Source organism: Nocardiopsis sp. M1B1, assembly GCF_052466615.1.
In genome coordinates this window covers 2,023,396-2,044,240 of the sequence record NZ_CP196194.1, presented here as the reverse complement: position 1 = coordinate 2,044,240, position 20,845 = coordinate 2,023,396, and the positions used below count along the sequence as shown (strand labels likewise).

18 protein-coding genes are annotated in these 20,845 nt (G+C 73.2%); 7 read left to right on the top strand and 11 right to left on the bottom strand.

Annotated features, from left to right (window positions below; translation table 11 throughout):
* Positions 1-387: 387 nt before the first annotated feature.
* Entirely contained in the window at positions 388-1,239 is an 852-nt protein-coding gene (locus ACSTA4_RS08825; RefSeq protein WP_444963113.1) for a hypothetical protein, read from the bottom strand.
* Between the two features lie 220 nt (positions 1,240-1,459).
* Here ACSTA4_RS08825 and ACSTA4_RS08820 point away from each other — a divergent pair, with 220 nt between their 5' ends.
* Entirely contained in the window at positions 1,460-2,734 is a 1,275-nt protein-coding gene (locus ACSTA4_RS08820; protein ID WP_444963112.1) for an endonuclease/exonuclease/phosphatase family protein, read from the top strand.
* 27 nt (positions 2,735-2,761) lie between these two features.
* Here the strand turns inward: ACSTA4_RS08820 and ACSTA4_RS08815 are convergent, their stop codons facing one another.
* The 3 genes from ACSTA4_RS08815 to ACSTA4_RS08805 all read right to left on the bottom strand — a co-directional run bounded on the left by ACSTA4_RS08815 (position 2,762) and on the right by ACSTA4_RS08805 (position 4,813).
* Positions 2,762-3,070, bottom strand: a complete 309-nt coding sequence (locus tag ACSTA4_RS08815) for a chorismate mutase (protein WP_444963111.1) — start codon at positions 3,068-3,070, stop codon at positions 2,762-2,764.
* Between the two features lie 481 nt (positions 3,071-3,551).
* Entirely contained in the window at positions 3,552-4,229 is a 678-nt protein-coding gene (locus ACSTA4_RS08810; protein ID WP_444963110.1) for a PaaI family thioesterase, read from the bottom strand.
* A 146-nt stretch (positions 4,230-4,375) separates the two neighbouring features.
* Complete coding sequence (locus tag ACSTA4_RS08805; RefSeq protein ID WP_444963109.1) at positions 4,376-4,813, bottom strand: GNAT family N-acetyltransferase; 438 nt, start codon at positions 4,811-4,813, stop codon at positions 4,376-4,378.
* Between the two features lie 345 nt (positions 4,814-5,158).
* Here ACSTA4_RS08805 and ACSTA4_RS08800 point away from each other — a divergent pair, with 345 nt between their 5' ends.
* The 3 genes from ACSTA4_RS08800 (at position 5,159) to ACSTA4_RS08790 (ending at position 7,326) form a co-directional block, all read left to right on the top strand.
* Positions 5,159-6,010, top strand: a complete 852-nt coding sequence (locus tag ACSTA4_RS08800; RefSeq protein ID WP_444964128.1) for a helix-turn-helix domain-containing protein — start codon at positions 5,159-5,161, stop codon at positions 6,008-6,010.
* A gap of 249 nt (positions 6,011-6,259) precedes the next feature.
* Positions 6,260-7,012, top strand: coding sequence for an AzlC family ABC transporter permease (locus ACSTA4_RS08795; protein WP_444963108.1), 753 nt, complete (start codon positions 6,260-6,262; stop codon positions 7,010-7,012).
* Entirely contained in the window at positions 7,009-7,326 is a 318-nt protein-coding gene (locus tag ACSTA4_RS08790; RefSeq protein WP_013151967.1) for an AzlD domain-containing protein, read from the top strand. Before ACSTA4_RS08795 ends, ACSTA4_RS08790 begins: the two co-directional genes overlap by 4 nt.
* Positions 7,327-7,385: 59 nt before the next feature.
* Here ACSTA4_RS08790 and ACSTA4_RS08785 read toward each other — a convergent pair whose 3' ends face one another.
* Positions 7,386-9,008, bottom strand: a complete 1,623-nt coding sequence (locus ACSTA4_RS08785; protein WP_444963107.1) for an IS200/IS605 family accessory protein TnpB-related protein — start codon at positions 9,006-9,008, stop codon at positions 7,386-7,388.
* Positions 9,009-9,653: 645 nt separating this feature from the next.
* On the opposite strand from ACSTA4_RS08785, the gene ACSTA4_RS08780 reads away from it, so the two are divergent.
* Entirely contained in the window at positions 9,654-11,336 is a 1,683-nt protein-coding gene (locus ACSTA4_RS08780; RefSeq protein ID WP_444963106.1) for a thiamine pyrophosphate-dependent enzyme, read from the top strand.
* Between the two features lie 355 nt (positions 11,337-11,691).
* Here ACSTA4_RS08780 and ACSTA4_RS08775 read toward each other — a convergent pair whose 3' ends face one another.
* On the bottom strand, positions 11,692-12,597 hold the full coding sequence (locus tag ACSTA4_RS08775) for a LysR family transcriptional regulator (protein WP_444963105.1): 906 nt from the start codon (positions 12,595-12,597) through the stop codon (positions 11,692-11,694).
* Between the two features lie 73 nt (positions 12,598-12,670).
* On the opposite strand from ACSTA4_RS08775, the gene ACSTA4_RS08770 reads away from it, so the two are divergent.
* Positions 12,671-13,651 (top strand): DMT family transporter, encoded by a 981-nt coding sequence (locus ACSTA4_RS08770; RefSeq protein ID WP_444963104.1) that lies wholly within the window; start codon positions 12,671-12,673, stop codon positions 13,649-13,651.
* Positions 13,652-13,895: 244 nt separating this feature from the next.
* Here the strand turns inward: ACSTA4_RS08770 and ACSTA4_RS08765 are convergent, their stop codons facing one another.
* From ACSTA4_RS08765 to ACSTA4_RS08745, 5 genes are all read right to left on the bottom strand, one after another.
* Entirely contained in the window at positions 13,896-14,822 is a 927-nt protein-coding gene (locus ACSTA4_RS08765) for an RluA family pseudouridine synthase (protein WP_444963103.1), read from the bottom strand.
* On the bottom strand, positions 14,819-15,439 hold the full coding sequence (gene lspA / locus ACSTA4_RS08760; protein ID WP_444963102.1) for a signal peptidase II: 621 nt from the start codon (positions 15,437-15,439) through the stop codon (positions 14,819-14,821). The genes ACSTA4_RS08765 and lspA overlap by 4 nt, the downstream gene beginning before the upstream one ends.
* Before the next feature lie 29 nt (positions 15,440-15,468).
* The gene (locus ACSTA4_RS08755) at positions 15,469-15,879 is read right to left on the bottom strand and encodes a TraR/DksA family transcriptional regulator (RefSeq protein WP_444963101.1); all 411 of its coding nucleotides are present in this window, start codon (positions 15,877-15,879) and stop codon (positions 15,469-15,471) included.
* Between the two features lie 245 nt (positions 15,880-16,124).
* Positions 16,125-16,643 (bottom strand): GNAT family N-acetyltransferase, encoded by a 519-nt coding sequence (locus ACSTA4_RS08750; RefSeq protein WP_444963100.1) that lies wholly within the window; start codon positions 16,641-16,643, stop codon positions 16,125-16,127.
* Between the two features lie 147 nt (positions 16,644-16,790).
* Entirely contained in the window at positions 16,791-17,051 is a 261-nt protein-coding gene (locus ACSTA4_RS08745) for a hypothetical protein (protein WP_013151959.1), read from the bottom strand.
* Positions 17,052-17,404: 353 nt separating this feature from the next.
* Here ACSTA4_RS08745 and ileS point away from each other — a divergent pair, with 353 nt between their 5' ends.
* Complete coding sequence (gene ileS, locus ACSTA4_RS08740) at positions 17,405-20,605, top strand: isoleucine--tRNA ligase (RefSeq protein WP_444963099.1); 3,201 nt, start codon at positions 17,405-17,407, stop codon at positions 20,603-20,605.
* Positions 20,606-20,845 lie beyond the last annotated feature (240 nt).

The window sequence follows — 20,845 nt, the reverse complement described above, 5'->3', positions numbered from 1 at the left end:
GCGGCGGCCCGGATGCGTCGATGTGATGGGAGCGCTCCCGAAAACAACGCGAATGTAACACGGGGAGTAGCGGCGCGACAACGGCTCTTTCTAAACCGATTTACATCCGATCGGAGGATCTGAGTCCCAGTTGACATGGGACATCCGACCGCCATGCGACCGGAACAGAGGGAGCCGAAGTAGCTATTAGCAAAACGATTCAAGCCCCGACCGCCGCTCCATGGGACAGCGGTTTCGCGGTCCTGCGGCTGGCCCATGGGAACAGACGGCTTCGCGGGCCCCAAACCGGTTCCCGGGAACAGACGGCTTCACGGGTCCCAGCCGGTCCATGGGAACCGGCGGCTTCGCGGGTACCGCGCGCGGCCGGACACGTCCGCCGGAGCCGGATCAGCGGAGGCAGCGGGCCAGGTCGCGCAGCCAGGGCTCCCGGAAGGCGGGCTCGCCGGTCAGCACCCGGTGGACCTGCTCGCGGACCTGGTGGGTGCGCCCCCGCTCGACCAGGTACACCGCCGTGGACAGGGCACACAGCGCCTCCTTGTCGTGTCGGGGCTCGGTCACGGACGGATCCGCCCAGCGGGTACGGCGGAAGGACGCGGTGGTCTTGGGCTGGTCGTTGCCCAGGTGTCTCCACAGCCAGCCGGGCACGGAGATGTTGCGCACCGCGCTGGCGGGCAGATCGTCGGTCCAGTCGGCGTTCTGCTGCCAGCGCCAGGTGTTGGGGCTGGTCTTCTCCCTCAGGGTGACGCCCAGGTAGCGGACCCTGCGCCGGATGACGTTCCAGGCGGCCCTCTCGTCCTCGATCCAGTCGCGCAGGTGCTCGTGCAGGTTGCCGAAGGTGGACCCGTGCAGGACCAGGTCCACGAAGACCAGGGGGCGCCCGCGCGCGGCCAGGCTCCGCGGCGTGATGCCCGAGGCGGACAGGTTGGTGCGCAGCTGGGCGCGTTCGGCGGAGGTGAGCCCCTGTCCGTCGTACCCGTAGAGCGACAGGGGCAGCCGTCTGAGCCGCTCCTGGTAGGGGGTGTCGGAGAGCACACCGCTGAGCAGGTCGAAGAGGCTGTCCGGGGAGCGGCCCACGAAGTACAGGTCCCCGTTCGCGCTGCGGGCGAGCACCTTGGCCGCGCACTCGGTCAGCTCCTCGACGTAGAGGGGCTCGTGGTCGTGTCCTTCGGTCAGGGAACCGAGCTGGTCACCGCCCGCGACGTCCCAGCGGAAGGGCAGGTTGGGTTCGTTGTGGGCCATGGAACCAGGGAAGCAGGAAGGCGGTCGTCGCCGCTACGGGATTTCGAGCCCTGTGGACAACCCGGGGCCACCTCCGCTTCACCCCCGGCTGTTAGCCTCCCGCGGCCGGAACCCACGGCAGCCCGATCCCCTGGCCGCCGGAGCCTCTGGCGGCCGGAGCCTCTGGCCTCCGGAGTCCCCGGCCTTTCGCACCCCGCTCCCCCGCTGAGAGGATGCTCCCATGAAGCCGCGTTCACGCCCGCTGGTCAGACCGGTGGCCTCCACCGCCACCCTCGTCCTGGCCGCGTCCGCCCTGGTGGCGGCCCCCGCCTCCGCCGAGGTGTCGCCGTCGGTCCCCCAGCCGCCCGGATCGCACGAGGTGCGCTTCGCCACCTTCAACACCGCGCTGGAGCGCCCCGGCCAGGGACTCCTCGCTGAGGAGCTGGCCACACCCGACAGCGAGCAGGCGCGCAACGTCGCCGAGATCATCCAGCACGTGCGCCCCGACGTCCTCCTGGTCAACGAGTTCGACTACGACGAGGAGGGGAGCGGGCCCCGCCGGTTCCAGGACAACTACCTGTCCGTGGGCCAGAACGGCGCCGACGCCATCGAGTACCCCTACGTCTACTCGGCGCCCGTCAACACCGGTGTGGCCTCGGGCGCGGACCTCAACGGCGACGGCGAGGCGGTGACCGAGCCCGGCAGCCCCGCCTACGCCGAGGACGCCTTCGGGTACGGGCTGTTCCCCGGCCAGTACGGGATGGTCGTGTACTCGATGTACCCGATCGTCACCGAGGACGTGCGCACGTTCCAGACCTTCCGGTGGGCGGACATGCCCGGCGCGCTCCTGCCCACCGACCCCGAGACGGGCGAGTCCTACTACTCCCCCGAGGCCCTTGAGGTGCTGCGGCTGTCCTCCAAGAGCCACTGGGACCTGCCGATCGACACGGGCCGGGGCCGCCCGGTCCACCTGCTGGCCAGCCACCCGACCCCGCCGTCCTTCGACGGCCCGGAGAAGCGCAACGTGGCCCGCAACCACGACGAGATCCGCTTCTGGGCCGACTACGTGACCCCGCGCGCGAGCTCCTACATCTACGACGACCAGGGGCGGCGCGGCGGCCTGCCGGTGGGCGCCCCGTTCGTGATCGCCGGGGACCTCAACGCCGACCCCAACGACGGCGACGGCCACCCGAACGCCATCACCCAGCTCCTGGAGCACCCCGGGATCACCGACGCGCGCCCCTCCAGCCAGGGCGGCAGGGGCGCGGCCCAGCGCCAGGGCGGGGCCAACGACGGGCACGGGGGCGACCCGGTGCTGGACAGCGCCGACTTCGCGGACGAGCCCGGCCCGGGCAACCTGCGCGTGGACTACGTGCTGCCCTCGCGGACCGTGCCGACCCGGTCGTCCGGGGTGTTCTGGCCGACCGTGGACGACCCGCTGTTCCGGCTGACCGGCGACTACCCCTTCCCCAGCTCCGACCACCGGATGGTGTGGGTGGACGTGCTCCGCCACTGACCGTGCCCGCCCGCGGCCGGGACGCGGTCACCTGGCGCGGGCGGCCTCCTCCTGCGCGGCGGCCAGCCCGGCGCTGATGACGCTGTCCATGATGGCGGCGAGCCGGTCGGGGCCCAGGCGCGGGGCGTGCTCGGCCATGCGCTCGACCAGTTCGCGCTCACGCCGCATGTCGCGCCCGGCGAAGTAGCCGACCGGCTTGAGCCGCTGCACCTGGGCGGCGACGAGGGCGCGGCGTTCGAGGAGCGAGGCCAGTTCGGCGTCCATCTGGTCGATGCGTCCGCGCAGCTGGCGGATCTGCTCCTGGGCGGCGGGCGGGGTGGTGCGGTGCTCGGACACGGTGGTTCTCCCTCGGGTGGGGCGGTCCCGGCGACGGGCCGGGCGCGGTCGCGGTGCGGCCGGACGCCCCCGCGGGATGCGCGCGGTGCGTGGAGAGCGTGTCGTGGGGCGTCGGCCGCCTGAAAACGAGGAGGAGCACCGGGCTGCTGCCCTGGTGCTCCGTTGCCGACGACCCCTGGTTCCGCCTACGTGAGAGCGGCCGACGAGGTCGTCGGCTGGCTAAACACGTGATAGCGGCGGGTCATGGGGGAGATACTACCGAATCCGCCGGTGAGGACGCGACGGTCCGCCCCCTGCGGGGATGGCGTCACCCCGCGTGTGGGGGGCGTGCCCCCTCCGCCGCGCACGCGCGTGGGGCGGTCAGCTCCAACACGATGCTCATGCCGGTCCGCCTCCACTGCCGCGCACGCGCGTGGGGCGGCCCCGCCTGTCGGCGCGGGCCGCCCCACGGTGCCTCGGGCCGGATAAACCGGCTGGCGGCTCAGCTCTGCTGGACCTCGGCCTCGGGAATCCTGACCTGGACCATGAGGGCGGTGGCCTCGGCGGTGACTTCGCCGTGGGCGCGGATCCGTCCGGAGACGAAGACCTTGCGGCCCTCCACACGGTCCACCTCCGCGGTGACCTCCAGCGGGGTGAACAGCGGCGTGGGCTGCCGGTAGTTCACCTCCAGCTTGGCGGTGAGCCCCGGGGTGGTCTCGACGGCGGAGACGCTGCCGACGGCCTGGTCGAGCAGGGCCGCGATCCAGCCGCCGTGCACGAGCCCGGGCGGGCCCTGGTAGACGGTGTTGAGGGTGACCTCGCCGCGCAGGCCCTCGGGGGTGCGCTCCAGCAGGAGCGGCGGGGCGGCGGGGTTGGTGTCGCCCGAGACGATGTTGGTGATGGTGCCGTACTCGACGTCTCCGCTCTGGAGGTCGCGCTGGACCATGGTGCCGATCTGGCGGCGGGCGACGTTGAGCCTGCCGGTGATGCCCTCGACGGTCGCCGCGGCCTCGGCCAGGGTGTCGGTGTCGACCTCGGTGTTGGCGACGGCGTCGACGAGGTCGTGGACGCGGGCCACGAGGGAGCGCAGCTCGGCGGGGATCTGGGCCTGCTCGACCACCGGGAGGCCGAAGGCGCGGGGGTCGGGGCGGTCGGCTACCGGCTGCGTGTTGACCGTCATGTGTTCCTCGTCGGATCGGGGTGTGCGCGGGCGGCTGGGGGCACCACCGTCAAACCGAATCCTACTCGGTCGTATTCCAGTGGGGCGGGGCCGGGCGGTGCGCTCCCTGTCACACGGAACGGAGACGGACGGCACGCGCGGCGGCGTCAGTCCAGCTCACGCACCATGTGCAGGTGCGGAATCCCCGCGTCCAGGAACTCCTCGCCGTGGGCCGCGTAGCCCAGCCGCGCGTAGAAGCCCAGCGCGTGGGTCTGGGCGTGCAGCTCCACCTTGGACAGTCCGCGCTCGCGGGCCCGCTCCTCCACCGCGCGCACGAGCGCGGCGCCGGTCCCGGTGCCGCGCCCCTTGGGCAGGACGGCCAGGCGGCCGAGGAGGCCCACGCCTCCGCCCAGGTCCACGAGGCGGACCGTGCCCACGGGGACGCCGCCGTCCAGGGCCAGGAGGTGGTCGGCCGTTGCGTCGCGCACGTCCCACTCCTCCTCCACGGGCACCTGCTGCTCGGCGACGAACACGGCTCCCCGGATGACGAACACTGCGGCGCGGTCGCGCTCGTCCCGCGCCAGGCGGATCTCGGTCGTAGTCATGCAGGCAGATTAGTCCCATGACGGGGCGAAACACGCATCGTGGGTGTCGTTCCCCGGCTGGCGCGGACCTGCGGTCGGCGCCAGCCGGTGTCCGCGTCGTCCCCGGTGCCCGTGCCGTCGCACCGCCCGCTCCGTCTCCGGCGTCAGCGCCCCCAAACCCGTAGCGGCGTTCGCGCCCCCGCCCGCGCAAATCCAGGTGGCCTCCCCGGTGTCTGGGCCGAGGCCCGGGCCCGTGGCGGCTTACCAGCGACCTCCGCCGAAACCCGTGGCGGCGTTCCCGGCCCCGCCAGCGCAAGGTCCGTGGCGGCGCCCGCGCAGCACACTGCCTAACCTGGAGCGATGGGCATGCCCGGAGACGTTCACCCCCGGATCGAGGACCCGCGCGCCGAGCGGGCGCGCTACTGGCGCTTCTCCGGGCTGCCCGAGACCGAACTGCTCACCGCCCGCTTCGTCACCACGGCCTTCACCCGCCACACCCACCCCACCTACACGATCGGGGTGATCACCGGCGGCATCGAGGAGTACACGCACGAGCGGGGGCGTGCCCGTGTGGGGCCGGGCGGGTTGGCGGTGGTCGGCCCCGGGGAGGTGCACACCGGCCACGCCGGAATCCCCGAGGGCTGGAGCTACCGCGTGTTCTATCCCCTGCCCGAGGTGGTGGCCGACATCGCCCGTGAACTGGGCATGCGCGGAACCCCGGCGTTCACCGAGTCCGGCATCCACGCGCCCGAGGCCGCCCGGGTGCTGGCCACCGCGCACGTGGCCGCCGAGAACGGCGACCGCCTCACCGCCTCCTCCCTGGCCAGGCAGGGTCTGGGGATGCTGCTGCGCTCCCACGGCCGCGAACGGGCGGCCGGACCGGCCGGGCACGCGGCCCGCCCCGAGGTGGAGCGGGCACGGCGGATACTGGCCGGGCGCCTGGTGGACCCGCCGACGCTGGAGGAGTTGGCGGACGGACTGGGCATCGGCCCGTTCGCGCTGTCGCGGGCCTTCCGCGCCGCCCACGGTCTGCCGCCGCACGCCTACCTCAACCAGTTGCGGGTGGACCGGGCCCGGGCGCTGCTGGCCTCGGGCCGCCGGGCGGGCGAGGTCGCGGCGGAGGTGGGGTTCGCCGACCAGCCGCACCTGACCCGCCACTTCAAGCGCCACCTGGGGGTTCCTCCGGTGGCCTACCAGCGCGCCCTGCTGTCCACCTGAGCCGCTGGCGGATCGGCGCCGAGGTATCCGAGGGGTCCGTGGAGCCAGGGGCGGCGGCATCCGGGCTGTCCCCTCCCGCGGGACCGGTTCCGGTCGCCCCGTCGCCCTTCTTCCACCCTGGTGGCCGGGGCCTTTCGGCCGCCACCGGGAGCGGGCCGCGCCGACCGGCGGGCGGGCGGTCGGCAGCGGGCGGCGGCCCGGCAAGAACGTTCAAGACACCGCGGGGTCGGCCTTCCTAGCGTGGGGCGCGTGAAATCCTTCTCCGTCCTCCGTACACCCGCGGTGCGCGACAGCGTGGGGATCGGCGTCGCCGTGGGCGCCGCCGGTCTGGCCTTCGGCACCGCCGCCGTGGCAGCCGGGCTGTCCCCGGCGCAGTCCGTCTTCATGAGCCTGTTCATGTTCACCGGAGCCTCCCAGTTCGCCCTGGTGGGGGTGATCGCCGGTGGCGGCAGCCTGGTCGCCGGGGCGGCGGGCGCGCTGCTCCTGGGCGCCCGCAACACCCTGTACGGGCTGCGCCTGGCGGACGTGCTGGGCTGGCGGGGCGCGCGGCGGGCGCTGGCCGCGCACGGGGTGATCGACGAGACCACCGCCGTGACGCTGGCCCAGCCGGACCGCGCGTCGGCGCGCACGGCGTTCGTGACGACCTACGCCGTGCTGGGCGGCTCCTGGGTCGTGGCGACCCTGGCCGGGGCGCTGGCCACCGAGCGCGTGGGCGACATCAGCGCGTTCGGGCTCGACGCGGTGGGCCCGGCGGTCTTCCTGGGGCTGCTGTGGCCCCGGCTGCGGGAGGGCGGCGCCCGCACGTGGCTGATCGCGGGCCTGGGCGCGGGCCTGGCCCTGGCGGCCACCCCGTTCCTGCCCTCGGGCGTCCCGGTGCTGCTGGCCGCCTCGGCCGCGCTCGTGGCGCTGATCGGTCCCGCTGCCGGGGAGAGCGGTCCGGCCATGCCCGGCGAGGAAGGCGACCGGCGGTCCGAGGCGGAGCGCGGGGAGGCCCGGTCATGACCCTGTGGACCGTGCTCGTCGCCACCGCCGCGGGCTGCTACCTGCTCAAGTACGCGGGCCTGGCCGCTCCCCGACGGCTCCTGGACAACCCGTGGCTGCGGCGGTTCGCCACCGCCGTACCGCTCGCCCTGCTGGCCGCGCTGATCGCGGTGGAGGCGCTGCGCGGCGAGGGCCAGGCCCTGGCCTGGGACACGGCACGGATGGGCGGCCTGGGTGCCGCCGTCCTGGCCCTGGTCCTGCGCGCGCCCTTCCTCGTCGTGATCGTCGCCGCAGCGGCCACCACGGCGGGTCTGCGCGCTCTCGGCGTCGGCTGAGCGGCCCGGGGAAGTTATCCACACCGTTCCTGAACAGTGACCAGAAGTGACCCCGGGGGTCACTTCGGCACTGCACCCATCCCGAACGGTGCTGGATGGGCTGGGTCACCGCGTTCCTGCCCCGTCCGGCCACGCGCATCGTGTGCGCGCTCCGTGACGGGTGGGCGGTTTCCCTCACGCCCACAACTTCCCGGTGCGGCCTGGGCGGTCCGATGCCCCACACCATCACCCTGGTGGTGTGGGGGCGGTGCCGTCCGTCGCCGGACCGGGTGGCCCTGGGCGCGCCGCCCGACCGCGATGCTGGCCGCATCGTGCCGGGAGACCTTCCTGCGTTTGTTGGTGAGGGGTTGTTGCCAGTGCTGGGCACCCCATCGGGAGGTGTATGCCGGGTCCACGGCGATGACCGACACCCCCAGGGTGTGGGCCATCGAGGTCAGCCGGGACCGCAGCCGTGCGGTGGGGAAACCACTGATCAGCTGCCGGAACTTCTTACGCCGCCCGTGCTTCTCCCGGGACTTGTCCGCAGAAAAGTCCAGGTCCTCCACCGCGATGGCCCGCACACCGTGTGTGGTGGCCCAGCGCAACAGTCGGGACAGGGCGTGGCGCACCTGGGCGTCCCGGTGCTGGGAGTTACCGGACAACTCGAAGGCGAACCGGCGCGGGTTCCCGGTCGGGTTGCCGCGGGTGTCGAGTCGCCAGGCGGCCAGGTGGTCGGCGTTGGCGTCCACCCCCACCACCCCGCGGGCCAGCGCCGCTTGCATAGGCAGGGCAGGCACCGCCTGCGGGGTCCAGGACGCGGTCACATACCACCGGCCCCGACCAGGACCCCGCCCGGTGTCCAGGTGGAGGCGGTAGGCCACCGCCCCATCAGCCTCGACCCGATCAGCCCACTCCGCACCCCGGTGAGCGAAGGCCACCCGACCCGAGAGCACATACCGACCACGGGCAGCATTGGCCAGGTCCGCCAACGGGGCGGGCAACCGGATCGAGACCTGCCCCTCAGGGGTGATGCGGATGGTCTCGTTGCCATGGCGTTTGCCGGACTCACCAGCAGCGGACAGGAAGAAGCGGGCGGCCTCCCACCGGGCCCGCCACCCGGCCTCGGTCAGCTGCACCCGCCCCAGATGGTGGCGGCTGTGCAGCAACCGCTTGCCGCCGCGTACCACATGGACCCATCCCGCCTCCCAATCAGCCACCGCCACCGCATAGCGATGCTCCAGGGTGGCCAGACGTCGGGACTTGGCGTGCCACTCCTGACGCGAGGCGTACCCGCCCGGGGCGCCCCGGGTTCCCTTGGTTCCCAGCGGCTGGGAGAGCCGGTGGCGCAGGGTGTCGATCCCCGTTTGGAGGTGGTGCAGGTGGGCGGCCTGGCTGCGGCGGGCCAGCGCCCACTGCTCATTGGAGGCCCTGGTGATCGTCCCCGCCCACCGCGACGAGGACTCAGGGGTCAGCTCCCGTTTGCGGGCCGCCCAGGAATCCTTGTCATGGCTGGTGCCGTCCAGACACCGGGCGGCCAGGTCCGTGGAGGCGAGCGAACCCAGGTGCGCGCCCACGGCCCGTAGGACCGCCTCGTCCTCAGGGGTGAGGCCCTTGAGCCGGTCACGCACACTCACCCCGGACGGCACGGGGGCCAGGAACGGGTCGGCGAGGGTCCGCAACCGCCGCGCGCCGGTACCCGCCATCCCTTCCCACCTCCCGATCCTGCCGGTTTCGTCGCTGTGTTCGAGATGACCGTAGCCAGGACCGGGGGCGCTTGTCCGGAGAATCAGCGAACTCCTCGGACGGAATTTCACCGGCGGGCCGTCCACCGGGGTGGGGACACACACCACACACCGCTTTCCGGCAGCAGTAGGGGCTCACTCCTGTGCCCTTGTGTGCGTTCGAGTCGCCTCCCGACCCAACAGCTAACAACCCCCTACCGGAAGCCACCGCGCTGCGATTTCCTGGAAGTGAGGAGGTGATGGGACGTCGGACGGCGCACCAGTCGACGACGGGGCCTTCCCCGTTCGCCCGTGCGGCGCCGGGACAGCCCCGGCGCGGGTGCCGACCGGTCGCCCCACCACGACCGTCCCCGTACACGGCGGGCGGGGAGTGCAAGTTCCCCGCCCCCTGGGAAGGAAGCCCAAGACCCTACTCGGGCGCCGGACAGCGGCGACCCGGGACGGCGGCCTCCGGGTGGCAGCACCCGGAACGCCACGGAGCCCACGAGGCTCGAAGCGGCAGCGGCCGGTCACCACCGACCGCGCGCGCCCGGACGTGCCAGGCCCGGTCTGGATCCGCCCGGACGCGCCGAGTGGACCTTGCGACGATGGAAGGACCCCGCCCCCATGGCCACAGGCGCAGCACAACGCCCCAGCCCGCCCACCGACACCGCCGCGCACGCGGTGGTGGGGGTGCTGGCCGCGGCCGGGATCAGACGGTGCTACACCGTCCCCGGTGAGAGCTTCCTGGAGCTCGCCGACGCGATCGACCAGCACCCGCGCATGCAGCTGGTCTCCACCCGGCACGAGAACGGCGCCGGGTTCATGGCCGAGGCCGAGGCCAAGCTCACCGGCGTCCCCGCCGTGGCCGCGGCCACCCGGGGGCCGGGAGCGTCCAACCTGGCGGTGGGCGTGCACACCGCCATGCAGGACTCGACGCCGATGATCGTGTTCCTCGGACAGGCCGAGACCGAGCACCTGGGCAGAGAGGCCTTCCAGGAGGTGGACCTCACCGCGTTCTACGCACCCATCACCAAGTGGTCCACCACCGTGCACCGGGCCGACCGGCTCGCGGAGGTCACCGCGAAGGCGGTCCGCGTCGCCACCACCGGAAGGCCCGGCCCGGTCGCCATCGCGGTGCCCGGCGACCTGTTCGGCCAGCGCGTGGGCCCCCAGGACCCGCCCGGACCGCCCGTGGTCCCGCGCCCGGTCCTGGGCACCGAGGCCCGGGACCGGCTGGCGACCTGGCTGGCCAGGGCGGTGCGCCCGGTGATCGTCGCGGGCGGCGGCGCCCGCGCGGCCCGGGAGGACCTGATCCGGGTCGCCGAACGCTTCAACACGGGCGTGTACGCCGCCTGGCGGCGCCAGGACGTGTTCCCCAACGACCACCCGCTGTACCTGGGCCACCTCGGGCTGGGCTGTTCTCCGCCGGTGCTCAACGCCCTGGCGGAGGCCGACGCGGTCCTGGTGGTCGGCTGCCGGATGAGCGAGACCACCACCCAGGGGTACCGGCTGCCCGAACGCGGCGGGCGCGTCCGGGTCGCGCAGATCGACGTCGATCCGGGGCAGCTCGGGGCCGGTACCGACCTGTGGTTCGGCGCGGTCGCCGACGCCGGGGAGGCGTTGCGCGAACTCGCCGGGGCACCGGTCCAGGCGCCCTACCGCGACTGGAGTTCGGCCCGCCGGGTGTGGGTGGACACCGCGACGGTGCCGCCCGAGGCCGCCGGGCACACCGGTTCCCGGCTGCACCCGTGGGCGGTGGTCGCGGGGATGCGCGCGGCCCTGCCCGAGGACGCGCTGATCACCAACGACGCGGGCAACTTCGCCTCCTTCCTGCACCGAGGCTGGTGGTTCCGGCATCCGCGCACCCAGCTGGCGCCGACCAGCGGGGCCATGGGCTACGCCGTGCCCGCCGCGGTGGCGGCCAAGATCGCCGCCCCGGACCGGACGGTGGTGGCGGTGGCCGGAGACGGCGGCGCCCTGATGACCGGGCAGGAGCTGGAGACCGCGGTGCGGATGGACGCGCCGGTCACCGTGGTGGTGTTCCAGAACGGGCTGTACGGCACGATCGCCATGCACCAGGCCCGTGAGCTGGGGCGGATCGCCGGAACCCGGATCAGCGGACCGCTGGACCTGGCCGGGTACGCCCGGTCCCTGGGTGCCAGGGGCGCGACCGCGCACACGCGTGAGGAGTTGGAGAAGGCACTGGCGGAGGCGGTGGGGGCGGACCTGCCCACCCTGGTCGACGTGCGGACGGACCCGGAGGTGATCAGCCCGGCCGCCACCCTGTCGGGCCTGCTGAACGGTTGAGCCGGTACCGCCGCACGAATGGGGGCCGCCGCCCCGCGGGGCCGTCCGGGCATTCGGCCACCGGTCGCCTCCGGGTTGGCGGTCACCACCGCTCCGCCGATCCGGCGAGTGACCGGGGCAGCGGACGACCGGACCACTGGCAGCCTCCGGGGCGTCAGCCGCCTCCAGGCTGCCCGATCGCCTCGGGGGCGCCAGTGGCCTCCGGACCACGGATCACCTCCGGGGCGCTGGACGGAACCTCGCGGGCCCGACCCCGGCGTGCACGGGTGCACGGGCGCCGTACCGGCCGCCGCCCGCGGGACGGCGCCCGTGCACCCTCGTCGGACCCGAACCGTTCCGGAAGGGGGCCCAGCACTCAGGTGGTATAGGCGGTGGCCGCCTCGCGCAGGGCGCGCACGGTGGCGCGGATGCCCGGACGGCGGGAGGCGTCGGTGCGCCAGAACACGTACACCTGGCGCACCAGCGCGGGCTGCACGGGCACCACCCGCACCCCCTCCGGCAGGGGTCCGCATCCCAGGCGGGGCATGACGGCGGCGCCGATCCCGGCGGCGATGAGCGCCAGCTTGGTCTGGTGCTCCTCCACGTTGTGGATGACGTTGGGTTCGCCGCCGTGCGCCCGGATCAGGCCGTGCAGCCAGTCGTCGCAGATCGATCCGCGCGACCAGCTGATCCAGGGCAGGTCGAGGATCTCCTCGGGGGCGAGGATCTCGCGGTGGGCCAGGGGGTGGTCGGCGGGCAGGGCGATGTCGCCCACGTCCTCCATGAGCGGGGCGCGGCTCATGCCGCTGGGCAGGTTCAGCGGCGCCCCGATCCAGTCGACGACCATGGCCAGGTCGGCGTCCCCGCGGGCCATGGCGGGCACGCTCTCGTGCGGCTCCTCCTCGTGCAGCTCCACGCGCAGGCCGGGATGGGCCTCACGCAGGGAGGAGAGCGCGTGCGGCAGGAGGCCGCGGACGGCGGTGGGGGTGGCGGACAGGCGCAGGTGTCCGGTGACGTCGTCGCGGTGCGCCTCCAGGTCGGCCTCGGCGCGCTGGACCATGGACAGGATCCTGGCGGTGTGCTCGACCAGGAGTTCGGCGGCGTCGGTGAGGCGCACGCCCCGGCCGTTGCGTTCGACGAGGGGCTGTCCGACCTCGCGTTCGAGTTTGGTGAGCTGCTGGGAGACGGCCGAGTTGGTGACGTGGAGGGCTTCGGCGGCGGCGCTGAGGGAGCCGTGGGCCGCGATGGTGTGCAGGACCCGGAGTCGGTCGACGCTGAGCATGTAAGCAAGCCTAAGGGCTGACTTAAGAAATACGAAGTAGACCTAACACATCGTTCGGGGATAGAAACGTCCCATGTCCGCTGCCTCCGCTGTCTCCCCCGTGTCCGCCCCACCCGGCAGCCCGCGCCGTGCGCTCTCCGACTGGCGGGCCAAGTTCGTCCTGCTCTCCCTGATCTGGGGCATGAGCTTCCTGTTCATCAAGATCGGGGCCGAGGTGCTCTCCCCCATGCAGCTCACGCTCGGGCGCATGGCCACCGGAGCGCTGCCCCTGCTCGTCGTCCTGCTGCTGCGGGGCGGCCGACTGCCGCGCTCGCCCCGCCTGTGGGGGCACATGTTCGTGGCGGCGCTGCTGCTCAACACCGTCCCCTTCACCCTGTTCGGGTTCGCCGCCCAGCTCATCCCGTCCGCGCTCATGGGCATCGTGAACGCCTCGACGCCCCTGTTCGGCGTGGTGTTCTCGATGCTGCTGCTCTCCGACGAGCGGCCCGACCGCGACCGGGTCCTGGGCCTGGGCATCGGCTTCCTGGGCGTGCTCACCGTATTCGGGGTGTGGAGATCGCTGGGCGAGGTGGCCGTCAGCGACGGCGACGCCGTGCTGGGAATGCTGTCCGTGGTGGGCGCCACCGTCTGCTACGGGATCGGCACGCCCTACCTGCGCCGGTTCGTGGCGGGCAGCTCCCACGGCGCCCTGGAACTGAGCACCCTGCAACTGCTGCTGGGCTCGGTGCCGCTGGCGGTCCTGGTTCCGCTGTTCACCGAGATGCCCACGGGCGTGACGTGGCAGGTGGTGGCGGCGGTGAGCACCCTGGGCGTCTTCGGCACCGGCGTGGCCTACATCCTCCAGTACGCGGTGGTGCGCGAGGCAGGGGCGACGGTGGCGACCACGGTCACCTACGTGGCGCCGGTGGTGGCGATCGCCGCCGGGGTCCTGCTGCTGGGCGAGACCCTGAGCTGGAACCAGCCGCTGGGCGCGGTGGTCATCATCCTGGGCGCCGCCCTGTGCCAGGGCGTGATCCGCACCCGGTACGTGGCCCCGCCCTCGCGGAGGAGGTGACCGGAGCCCCCTCGGGCTGGAGCGGCGGCCCAGGCCGGGCCGCCGTCCACAGCCCCGGAAAGGCCCTGGCCGGGGCCGCCGCCCCGTGCCAGACTGGGAACCGGGGGCGCCGCGCACCCCCCTGGGGGTGGGGCTCCCCCGATTCCAGTGTCCTTCGCCGCGCGCACGCACGGCAAGGCCCGATCCGCGCCTGTGGACGGACCGGGCCGGGGCGCCGGGACCGGCGGGCCGGTCCGGAGGCGGGTCAGTCCTCGCGCAGCGTTTCGACGGCGGCGGCGAGGTCGTCCGGGTAGGGGCTGGAGAACTCCACTGGGCGGTGCTCGGTGGGGTGGTCGAAGCCCAGGCGCACCGCGTGCAGCCACTGGCGGCGCACACCCAGCCGCTCGGCCAGGGTCGGGTCGGCGCCGTAGAGCATGTCGCCCACGCACGGGTGGCGCAGAGCCGACATGTGCACCCGGATCTGGTGGGTGCGGCCGGTCTCCAGCTTGATCTCCAGCAGGCTCGCGGCCCGGAAGGCCTCCTGCGTGTCGTAGTGGGTCACCGACGGGCGCCCGCCCGCGACCACGGCCCAGCGGCCGTCGCCCGCCGGGTGGCGGTCGATCGGCGCGTCCACGGTGCCCCGGAGCGGGTCCGGGTGCCCCTGGACGAGCGTGTGGTAGTGCTTGTCCACGGTGCGCTCCTTGAACGCCCGCTTGAGCACGCTGTAGGCGGTCTCGCTCTTGGCGACCACCATCAGGCCGGTGGTGTTGGCGTCCAGCCGGTGCACGATGCCCTGGCGCTCGGCGGCGCCGCTGGTGGCCACCCGCACACCCGAGGCCAGAAGGCCCTCCAGGACGCTGGGGCCGGTCCAGCCCACGGTCGGGTGGGCGACCACGCCGACCGGCTTGTCCACCACGATGATGTCGGTGTCCTCGTGCACGATCCGCATGCCCGGCACGGCCTCGGGGCGCGGCACGGGGGCGGTGGGAGGCGGCGGGAGGGTGACCTCCAGCCAGGCCCCCGCGCTGACGCGGTCGGACTTGCCCGCCTCGGAGCCGTCGACCAGGACACCGCCTTCACCGATGATCTCGGCGGCGCGGGTACGGGACAGGCCGAACATGCGGGCGATGGCCGAGTCGAGCCGGTCGCCCTCCAGCCCGTCGGGCACGGGCAGGCTTCGGACGTCGCTCACTGGTCCCTCCCTCCGGTCCTGTCGTCTCCGGCGTCACCGGTCTCACCGGCGCCTCCGGCGTTCTCACCGCTCCCGGCCTCGGCCGGGTCCTTCTTGGCGTCGCGGTCGTCCTCGATGAAGGTCCCGTCCAGGTTGAGTCCCTTGAAGGTCAGCGCCACCACCAGGCAGGCGCCCACCACCACGCAGGAGTCGGCGATGTTGAAGACCGGGAAGGTCCCCACGCTGATGAAGTCGACGACCGCGCCGTGGAAGGGGGCCGGGTCCCGGAAGAAGCGGTCCACCAGGTTCCCGGCGGCGCCGCCCATCATCAGTCCGAGCGTCACACCCCACCACACGCTGCGCACCCGCAGACCCATGTAGCCGATGGCGAGGACCACGATGCTGGCGATGCAGGTGAACACCCACGTGAAGTCGGTGCCCATGGAGAAGGCGGCGCCCGTGTTGAACACCAGGGTGAACTGGACGAAGTCGCCGATGACGTCGAGGTACTCGCCCTCGGCGAAGGTCGCCAGGACCCACTCCTTGGTGAGGAAGTCGACGCCGATCGCGGCGAGCGCGACGAGCAGCAGGAGAAGGTACCTGCGCGGGCGCGCGCCCGTCTTGTCGGTCGTGGTCATGTTCCTGTCCCCGGAGGGCTCTACCTCAGTCAGCGACGCTCCTCGCGCTGTTTGCAGGTGACGCACAGGGTCGCGCGCGGGAAGGCCTGAAGGCGTGCCTTCCCGATGGCCTGCCCGCATGAGCCGCAGACCCCGTAGGTCCCCGCGTCCATCCGTTCGATCGCCCGCTCGCCCTCGGCGAGCAGGTCACGAGTATTGTAGGCCAACGCCAGATCCTGTTCGCGCTGGAAGGCCCTGGCTCCGGCGTCCGCGCTGTCGTCCCCGGCCCCCTCCACGGGGTCCTCCAGCGACTCGGTGAACTCGGCCTCGACCTCCCCGAGCTCCCGCTTCGCCGCGGCGACCTCCTCCTCCAGGCGCCCGCGGACAGCGGCGACCTCTTCCGCCGTCCAGGGGTCCTCCCCCGGCAGGACCGGCAGCCGGGCGGCGTCGGTGGCCTTCATCGCAATCCCTCCAGACGGCTCGGCACCGGTCCGGGAGTCCGCCGGAGCGCGGACTCTCCCCCTGGGCGGTACCGCGAGTGGTGCCGGAAGCCTAGGCAATCCGCCGGGACAAGGCAAAGATCCGGGACGACGCGCCTTCCTCCCGTTCACGGCTCCGACCTGCCCGAACACTCCCGGCACGGGGTGGGGGCGTCGTTCGTCCCGGGGGCGCGGGGCCCGCGCGGCCGCGCACCGACCGGCCCCGGTCAGAACCCCCGCCGGTAGCGCAGGCGGGGCAGGACCGCGCCGTTGAGGGGCCCCTCCTCGGTGACCGCCCCGTCGGCCTCCCAGCCGTGCGCCGCGTAGAAGCGCCGGGCGCGCGGGTTGTCCCGGAGCACCCACAGGACGGCCTCGGTGTACCCCGCCCCGGCGACGGCCCGGTGCACGTCGGCGATCAGCCGCCGGTTGACCCCGCTCCCCCACACCTCGGGGACGGAGAAGAAGGCCTCCACCTCGCACGGCCCGGCGGTGCCGCCCGCCGCCTCCTCGACGGGGGCGAAGCAGGCGAAGGCCACCGCCACCGCGTCGTCCTCGGCGAGCAGCAGCCCCGCTCCCGGCCGGGCGGCTCCGGCGATCCAGTCCGACCACCGGGCGCCACGCTCCGCGGCGTCCATGGCGTCGAGGTAGTCCTGCGGGACGATGCCCGGGTAGGCGGCACGCCAGGAGCGGACCTCCACGTCGGCGACGGCCGGACCGTCCTCGGGCAGGGCTTCGCGTATCTGCATGGGGAGCATCCTCGCGCTTCCCCCGGCCCGTGCCCAACCGGTTTTCCGGCCGACGCACGAGGCCCGTCCGGCCCACGCAACCCGCTGAACCCTCCCAACCCACGCGCGCCGCCCGTCCCGCTCACCCGCCAGGCGGGGTACCGTGGCTCACTCCGCGAACGCGAAACCGCCGTAGTCCTCGGCCAGAGCCGCCAGGTGGGGCTCGTCGAACACCGCCGGACCGCCGTGCGGCCCGGTGTGCACCTCGATCACCCAGTCCACGTCCTCGGCGTCGTCCTCGCCCGCGAGCATGTCGCGGTGCACCAGGCACGGCTCGTACCCCTGCTCCAGGAGCTGGTCGGCCAGCTCCTCGGCGTCCTCGCGGTCCGCCATCGTCACCAGCACGGCGCCCCGGACGTCCTCAGCCACGGCGGCCCTCCCCCGAACGAGCGGCGGGGCCCTCCCCGCTGCGTTATCCTGACCTCAGGTGTCGATGGGGACGAGTAGCGCTGGCCCCGACCGGACGCGCAACAGCCTAGAACGGCTGGACCGTCCAAGCGACCCGGGGGCGGTGCGAGCCCGGGGGCACGACCAGCGCGAAGATCACCCCGGAGCCGCCGGAGGAACGGATGCGCCGCGTCCCAGTAGAACCGGCACAGCGCAACGAAGAGGGACCCGCCGCCCGCCGCCCAGCGGCACGGCCGCGGTCCAAGGAGGGTGGTACCGCGGGGCCGCACGCCTCGTCCCTCCGTCAGGAACACACCTGATGGAAAGGTACGACGGTGGCCAACGACCCCCGGCCCGAATCCCGCGCGCTGCCCCAGCTGCCCGCGCAGATCGACCTGCCCGCCATGGAGCGCGAGATCCTCGGCCGCTGGTCGAAGGAGAACGTCTTCCAGCGCTCGCTCGACCAGACACGCGGCGGCCCCAACTGGGTCTTCTACGAGGGCCCGCCCACCGCCAACGGCCAGCCCGGCGTGCACCACGTCGAGGCCCGCGCCTTCAAGGACGTCTTCCCGCGCTTTCGCACCATGCGCGGCTACCACGTGGACCGCAAGGCGGGCTGGGACTGCCACGGCCTGCCCGTCGAGGTCGCCGTGGAGAAGGAGCTGGGCCTGTCCGGCAAGAAGGACATCGAGTCCTTCGGCATCGCCGAGTTCAACGACCGCTGCCGCGAGTCCGTCCTGCGCAACGTGGACGCCTTCACCTCCATGACCGAGCGCATGGGCTACTGGGTGAACATGGACGACGCCTACCGCACCATGGACCCCCAGTACGTGGAGTCGGTCTGGTGGGCGCTCAAGCAGATCTGGGACAAGGGGCTGCTGGTCCGCGACTACCGGATCAGCCCCTACTGCCCGCGCTGCGGCACCACGCTGTCCGACCACGAGCTCGCCCAGGGGTACGAGACCGTCACCGACCCGTCGGTGTACGTGCGCTTCCCGGTGACCTCGGGCCCGCTGGCCGCCGCCGAGCACCCCACCTCGCTGCTGGTGTGGACGACCACCCCCTGGACGCTGGTCTCCAACACCGCCGTGGCCGTGCACCCGGACGTGGAGTACGTGGTGGCCACCGACGGCCAGGAGCGCCTGGTCGTGGCGCGCCCGCTGTTCGAGAAGGTCCTGGGCGAGGGCTGGGAGCTCACCGGCGAGAGCTTCGAGGGCGACGAGATGGAGCGCTGGACCTACGAGCGCCCCTTCGACCTGGTGCCCTTCGACGAGCCCGCCCACTACGTCGTGCTCGCCGACTACGTCACGGTCGAGGACGGCACCGGCCTGGTGCACCAGTCGCCCGCCTTCGGCGCCGACGACATGGTGGTGTGCCGCGCCTACGGCCTGCCGGTGGTCAACCCGGTCCGCCCCGACGGCACCTTCGAGGCCGACCTGCCGCTGGTGGGCGGGGTGTTCTTCAAGGAGGCCGACAAGACGCTGGTGCGCGACCTGCGCGACCGCGGCCTGCTCTTCCGCCACGTCAGCTACGAGCACTCCTACCCGCACTGCTGGCGCTGCCACACGGCGCTGCTGTACTACGCGGTGCCGTCCTGGTACATCCGCACCACCGCGGTCAAGGACGAGCTCATCGCGCAGAACCAGGCCACCCACTGGGTGCCCGAGAACGTCAAGGAGGGCCGCTTCGGCGAGTGGCTGCGCGGCAACGTCGACTGGGCCCTCTCGCGCAACCGCTACTGGGGCACCCCGCTGCCGATCTGGGAGTTCCCCGACGGGCGCCAGATCTGCGTGGGCTCCCTGGAGGAGCTGGGCCGCCTCAGCGGGCGCGACCTGTCCTCCCTGGACCCGCACCGCCCCTACGTCGACGACATCGTCATCCCCGACCCGGACGCCGACCCCTCCCTGCCCGAGGAGGAGCGGGTGGCCCGCCGCGTCCCCGAGGTCATCGACGCCTGGTTCGACTCCGGGTCCATGCCCTTCGCCCAGTGGGGCGCCCCGCACCAGAACGAGGAGACCTTCCGGGAGAACTTCCCGGCGCAGTACATCTCCGAGGCCATCGACCAGACCCGCGGCTGGTTCTACTCGCTGCTGGCGGTGAGCACCCTGGTGTTCGGCCGCAACTCGTTCGAGAACGTGGTCGTGCTCGGCCACATCCTCGCCGAGGACGGCCGCAAGATGAGCAAGCACCTGGGCAACGTCATGGAGCCCATCGCGGTGATGGACCAGCACGGCGCGGACGCCCTGCGCTGGTTCATGCTGGCCAGCGGCTCGCCGTGGACCGCCCGCCGGGTGGGCCACGCCGCCCTGGAGGAGATCGTCCGCAAGGTGCTGTTGACCTACCACAGCACCGTGTCGTTCTTCACCCTGTACGCCAACGCCGGTGAGGGCTGGGACCACGCACTGCTGGACTCGGCGCCCGCGCCGCAGGACCGGCCGCTGCTGGACCGGTGGCTGCTCTCGGAGCTGAACGAGGTCGTCCGCGACGTCACCGAGGCGATGGACACCTTCGACACCACGGCCGCCGGGCGCCGCCTGACCGCGTTCGTGGACGACGTGTCCAACTGGTACGTGCGCCGCTCCCGCCGCCGGTTCTGGGGCGGGGCCGCCACCCCCGAGGGCGCCGCGGCGTTCGCGACGCTGTTCGAGGCCCTGGAGACCGTCACCCTGCTGATGGCGCCGATCGTGCCGTTCCTGACCGACCACGTGTGGTCGGCGCTGCGCCGCCCGGGCGCCCCGGACTCGGTGCACCTGGCCTCCTGGCCCGAGGTGCGCGAGGACCTGATCGACCCCGAGCTGTCCCGGAACATGGCGCTGACCCGCCGTCTGGTGGAGCTGGGCCGCTCCGCCCGGGTGGACTCGGCCGTGCGCACCCGCCAGCCGCTGGCCCGCGCCCTGGTGGGCGCCCCGGGCTTCGCGGACCTGCCCGAGCAGCTGCGCGGCCAGATCGCGGACGAGCTGAACGTGGCCTCGCTGGACTCGCTGTCCTCGGTGGGCGGCGACCTGGTGGACTTCACCGTGAAGCCGAACTTCCGTGCGCTGGGCAAGCGGTTCGCCAAGCGCACCCCGCTGGTGGCCAAGGCCGTCCAGGCCGCCGACCCGGCCGAACTGGTGCGGCAGGTGCGCGCCACCGGCTGGGCGCGGGTGCACGTCGAGGACGAGCCGGTGGAGGTGAGCGCCGACGAACTGCTGGTGACCGAGCAGCCCCGCGAGGGCTGGGCGGTGGCCTCGGAGTCGGGCGAGACCGTCGCCCTGGACCTGGAGCTCACGCCGGAGCTGCGCCGCGCGGGCCTTGCCCGCGAGATGGTCCGGATGCTCCAGGAGGCCCGCAAGCGGAGCGGGCTGGAGGTGTCGGACCGCATCGAGGTGTGGTGGACGGTCACGGACGAGGCGACCGAGCTGGCGCTGGCCGAGCACGGTCGGACGATCGCCGCCGAGGTGCTGGCCGACGTGTTCGTCGCCGGTGAGCCGGGCCGGGAGCTGCACACCGCGTCCTCGGAGGAGTTCGGTGTGACCTTCGGGTTCCGCAAGGCCTGACCGGAGGCAGTGGCCGTAGCGGCCCGGTCCGTCCGCCGTCGGTGGACGGACCGGGCCGCTCCCGTTCCACGGCGGCGGGTGCGCGCCGTGGTGATCGCCGGACGTCCGGGCGGTCGAGCCGCGCGGGCAACACCTCAGGCGCCGCTGCCGGACCGGTCCGCCGCTGGGGCCCTCGGGCACCCTCCTCCGGTTCCCGGGAGGGAGACCGGCGCGCGAGGGCGCCGCACCGCTGGATGCGAG

What these genes read in the sequence shown, in the direction of transcription:
- ACSTA4_RS08800 (WP_444964128.1), top strand. Translation starts at nt 5,159, where the DNA reads ATGCCCGGAGACGTTCACCCCCGGATCGAGGACCCGCGCGCCGAGCGG.
- ACSTA4_RS08825 (WP_444963113.1), bottom strand. Translation starts at nt 1,239, where the DNA reads ATGGCCCACAACGAACCCAACCTGCCCTTCCGCTGGGACGTCGCGGGC.
- ACSTA4_RS08780 (WP_444963106.1), top strand. Translation starts at nt 9,654, where the DNA reads ATGGCCACAGGCGCAGCACAACGCCCCAGCCCGCCCACCGACACCGCC.
- ACSTA4_RS08790 (WP_013151967.1), top strand. Translation starts at nt 7,009, where the DNA reads ATGACCCTGTGGACCGTGCTCGTCGCCACCGCCGCGGGCTGCTACCTG.
- ACSTA4_RS08810 (WP_444963110.1), bottom strand. Translation starts at nt 4,229, where the DNA reads ATGACGGTCAACACGCAGCCGGTAGCCGACCGCCCCGACCCCCGCGCC.
- ACSTA4_RS08805 (WP_444963109.1), bottom strand. Translation starts at nt 4,813, where the DNA reads ATGACTACGACCGAGATCCGCCTGGCGCGGGACGAGCGCGACCGCGCC.
- ACSTA4_RS08770 (WP_444963104.1), top strand. Translation starts at nt 12,671, where the DNA reads ATGTCCGCTGCCTCCGCTGTCTCCCCCGTGTCCGCCCCACCCGGCAGC.
- lspA (WP_444963102.1), bottom strand. Translation starts at nt 15,439, where the DNA reads ATGACCACGACCGACAAGACGGGCGCGCGCCCGCGCAGGTACCTTCTC.
- ACSTA4_RS08755 (WP_444963101.1), bottom strand. Translation starts at nt 15,879, where the DNA reads ATGAAGGCCACCGACGCCGCCCGGCTGCCGGTCCTGCCGGGGGAGGAC.
- ACSTA4_RS08750 (WP_444963100.1), bottom strand. Translation starts at nt 16,643, where the DNA reads ATGCAGATACGCGAAGCCCTGCCCGAGGACGGTCCGGCCGTCGCCGAC.
- ACSTA4_RS08775 (WP_444963105.1), bottom strand. Translation starts at nt 12,597, where the DNA reads ATGCTCAGCGTCGACCGACTCCGGGTCCTGCACACCATCGCGGCCCAC.
- ACSTA4_RS08820 (WP_444963112.1), top strand. Translation starts at nt 1,460, where the DNA reads ATGAAGCCGCGTTCACGCCCGCTGGTCAGACCGGTGGCCTCCACCGCC.
- ACSTA4_RS08785 (WP_444963107.1), bottom strand. Translation starts at nt 9,008, where the DNA reads ATGGCGGGTACCGGCGCGCGGCGGTTGCGGACCCTCGCCGACCCGTTC.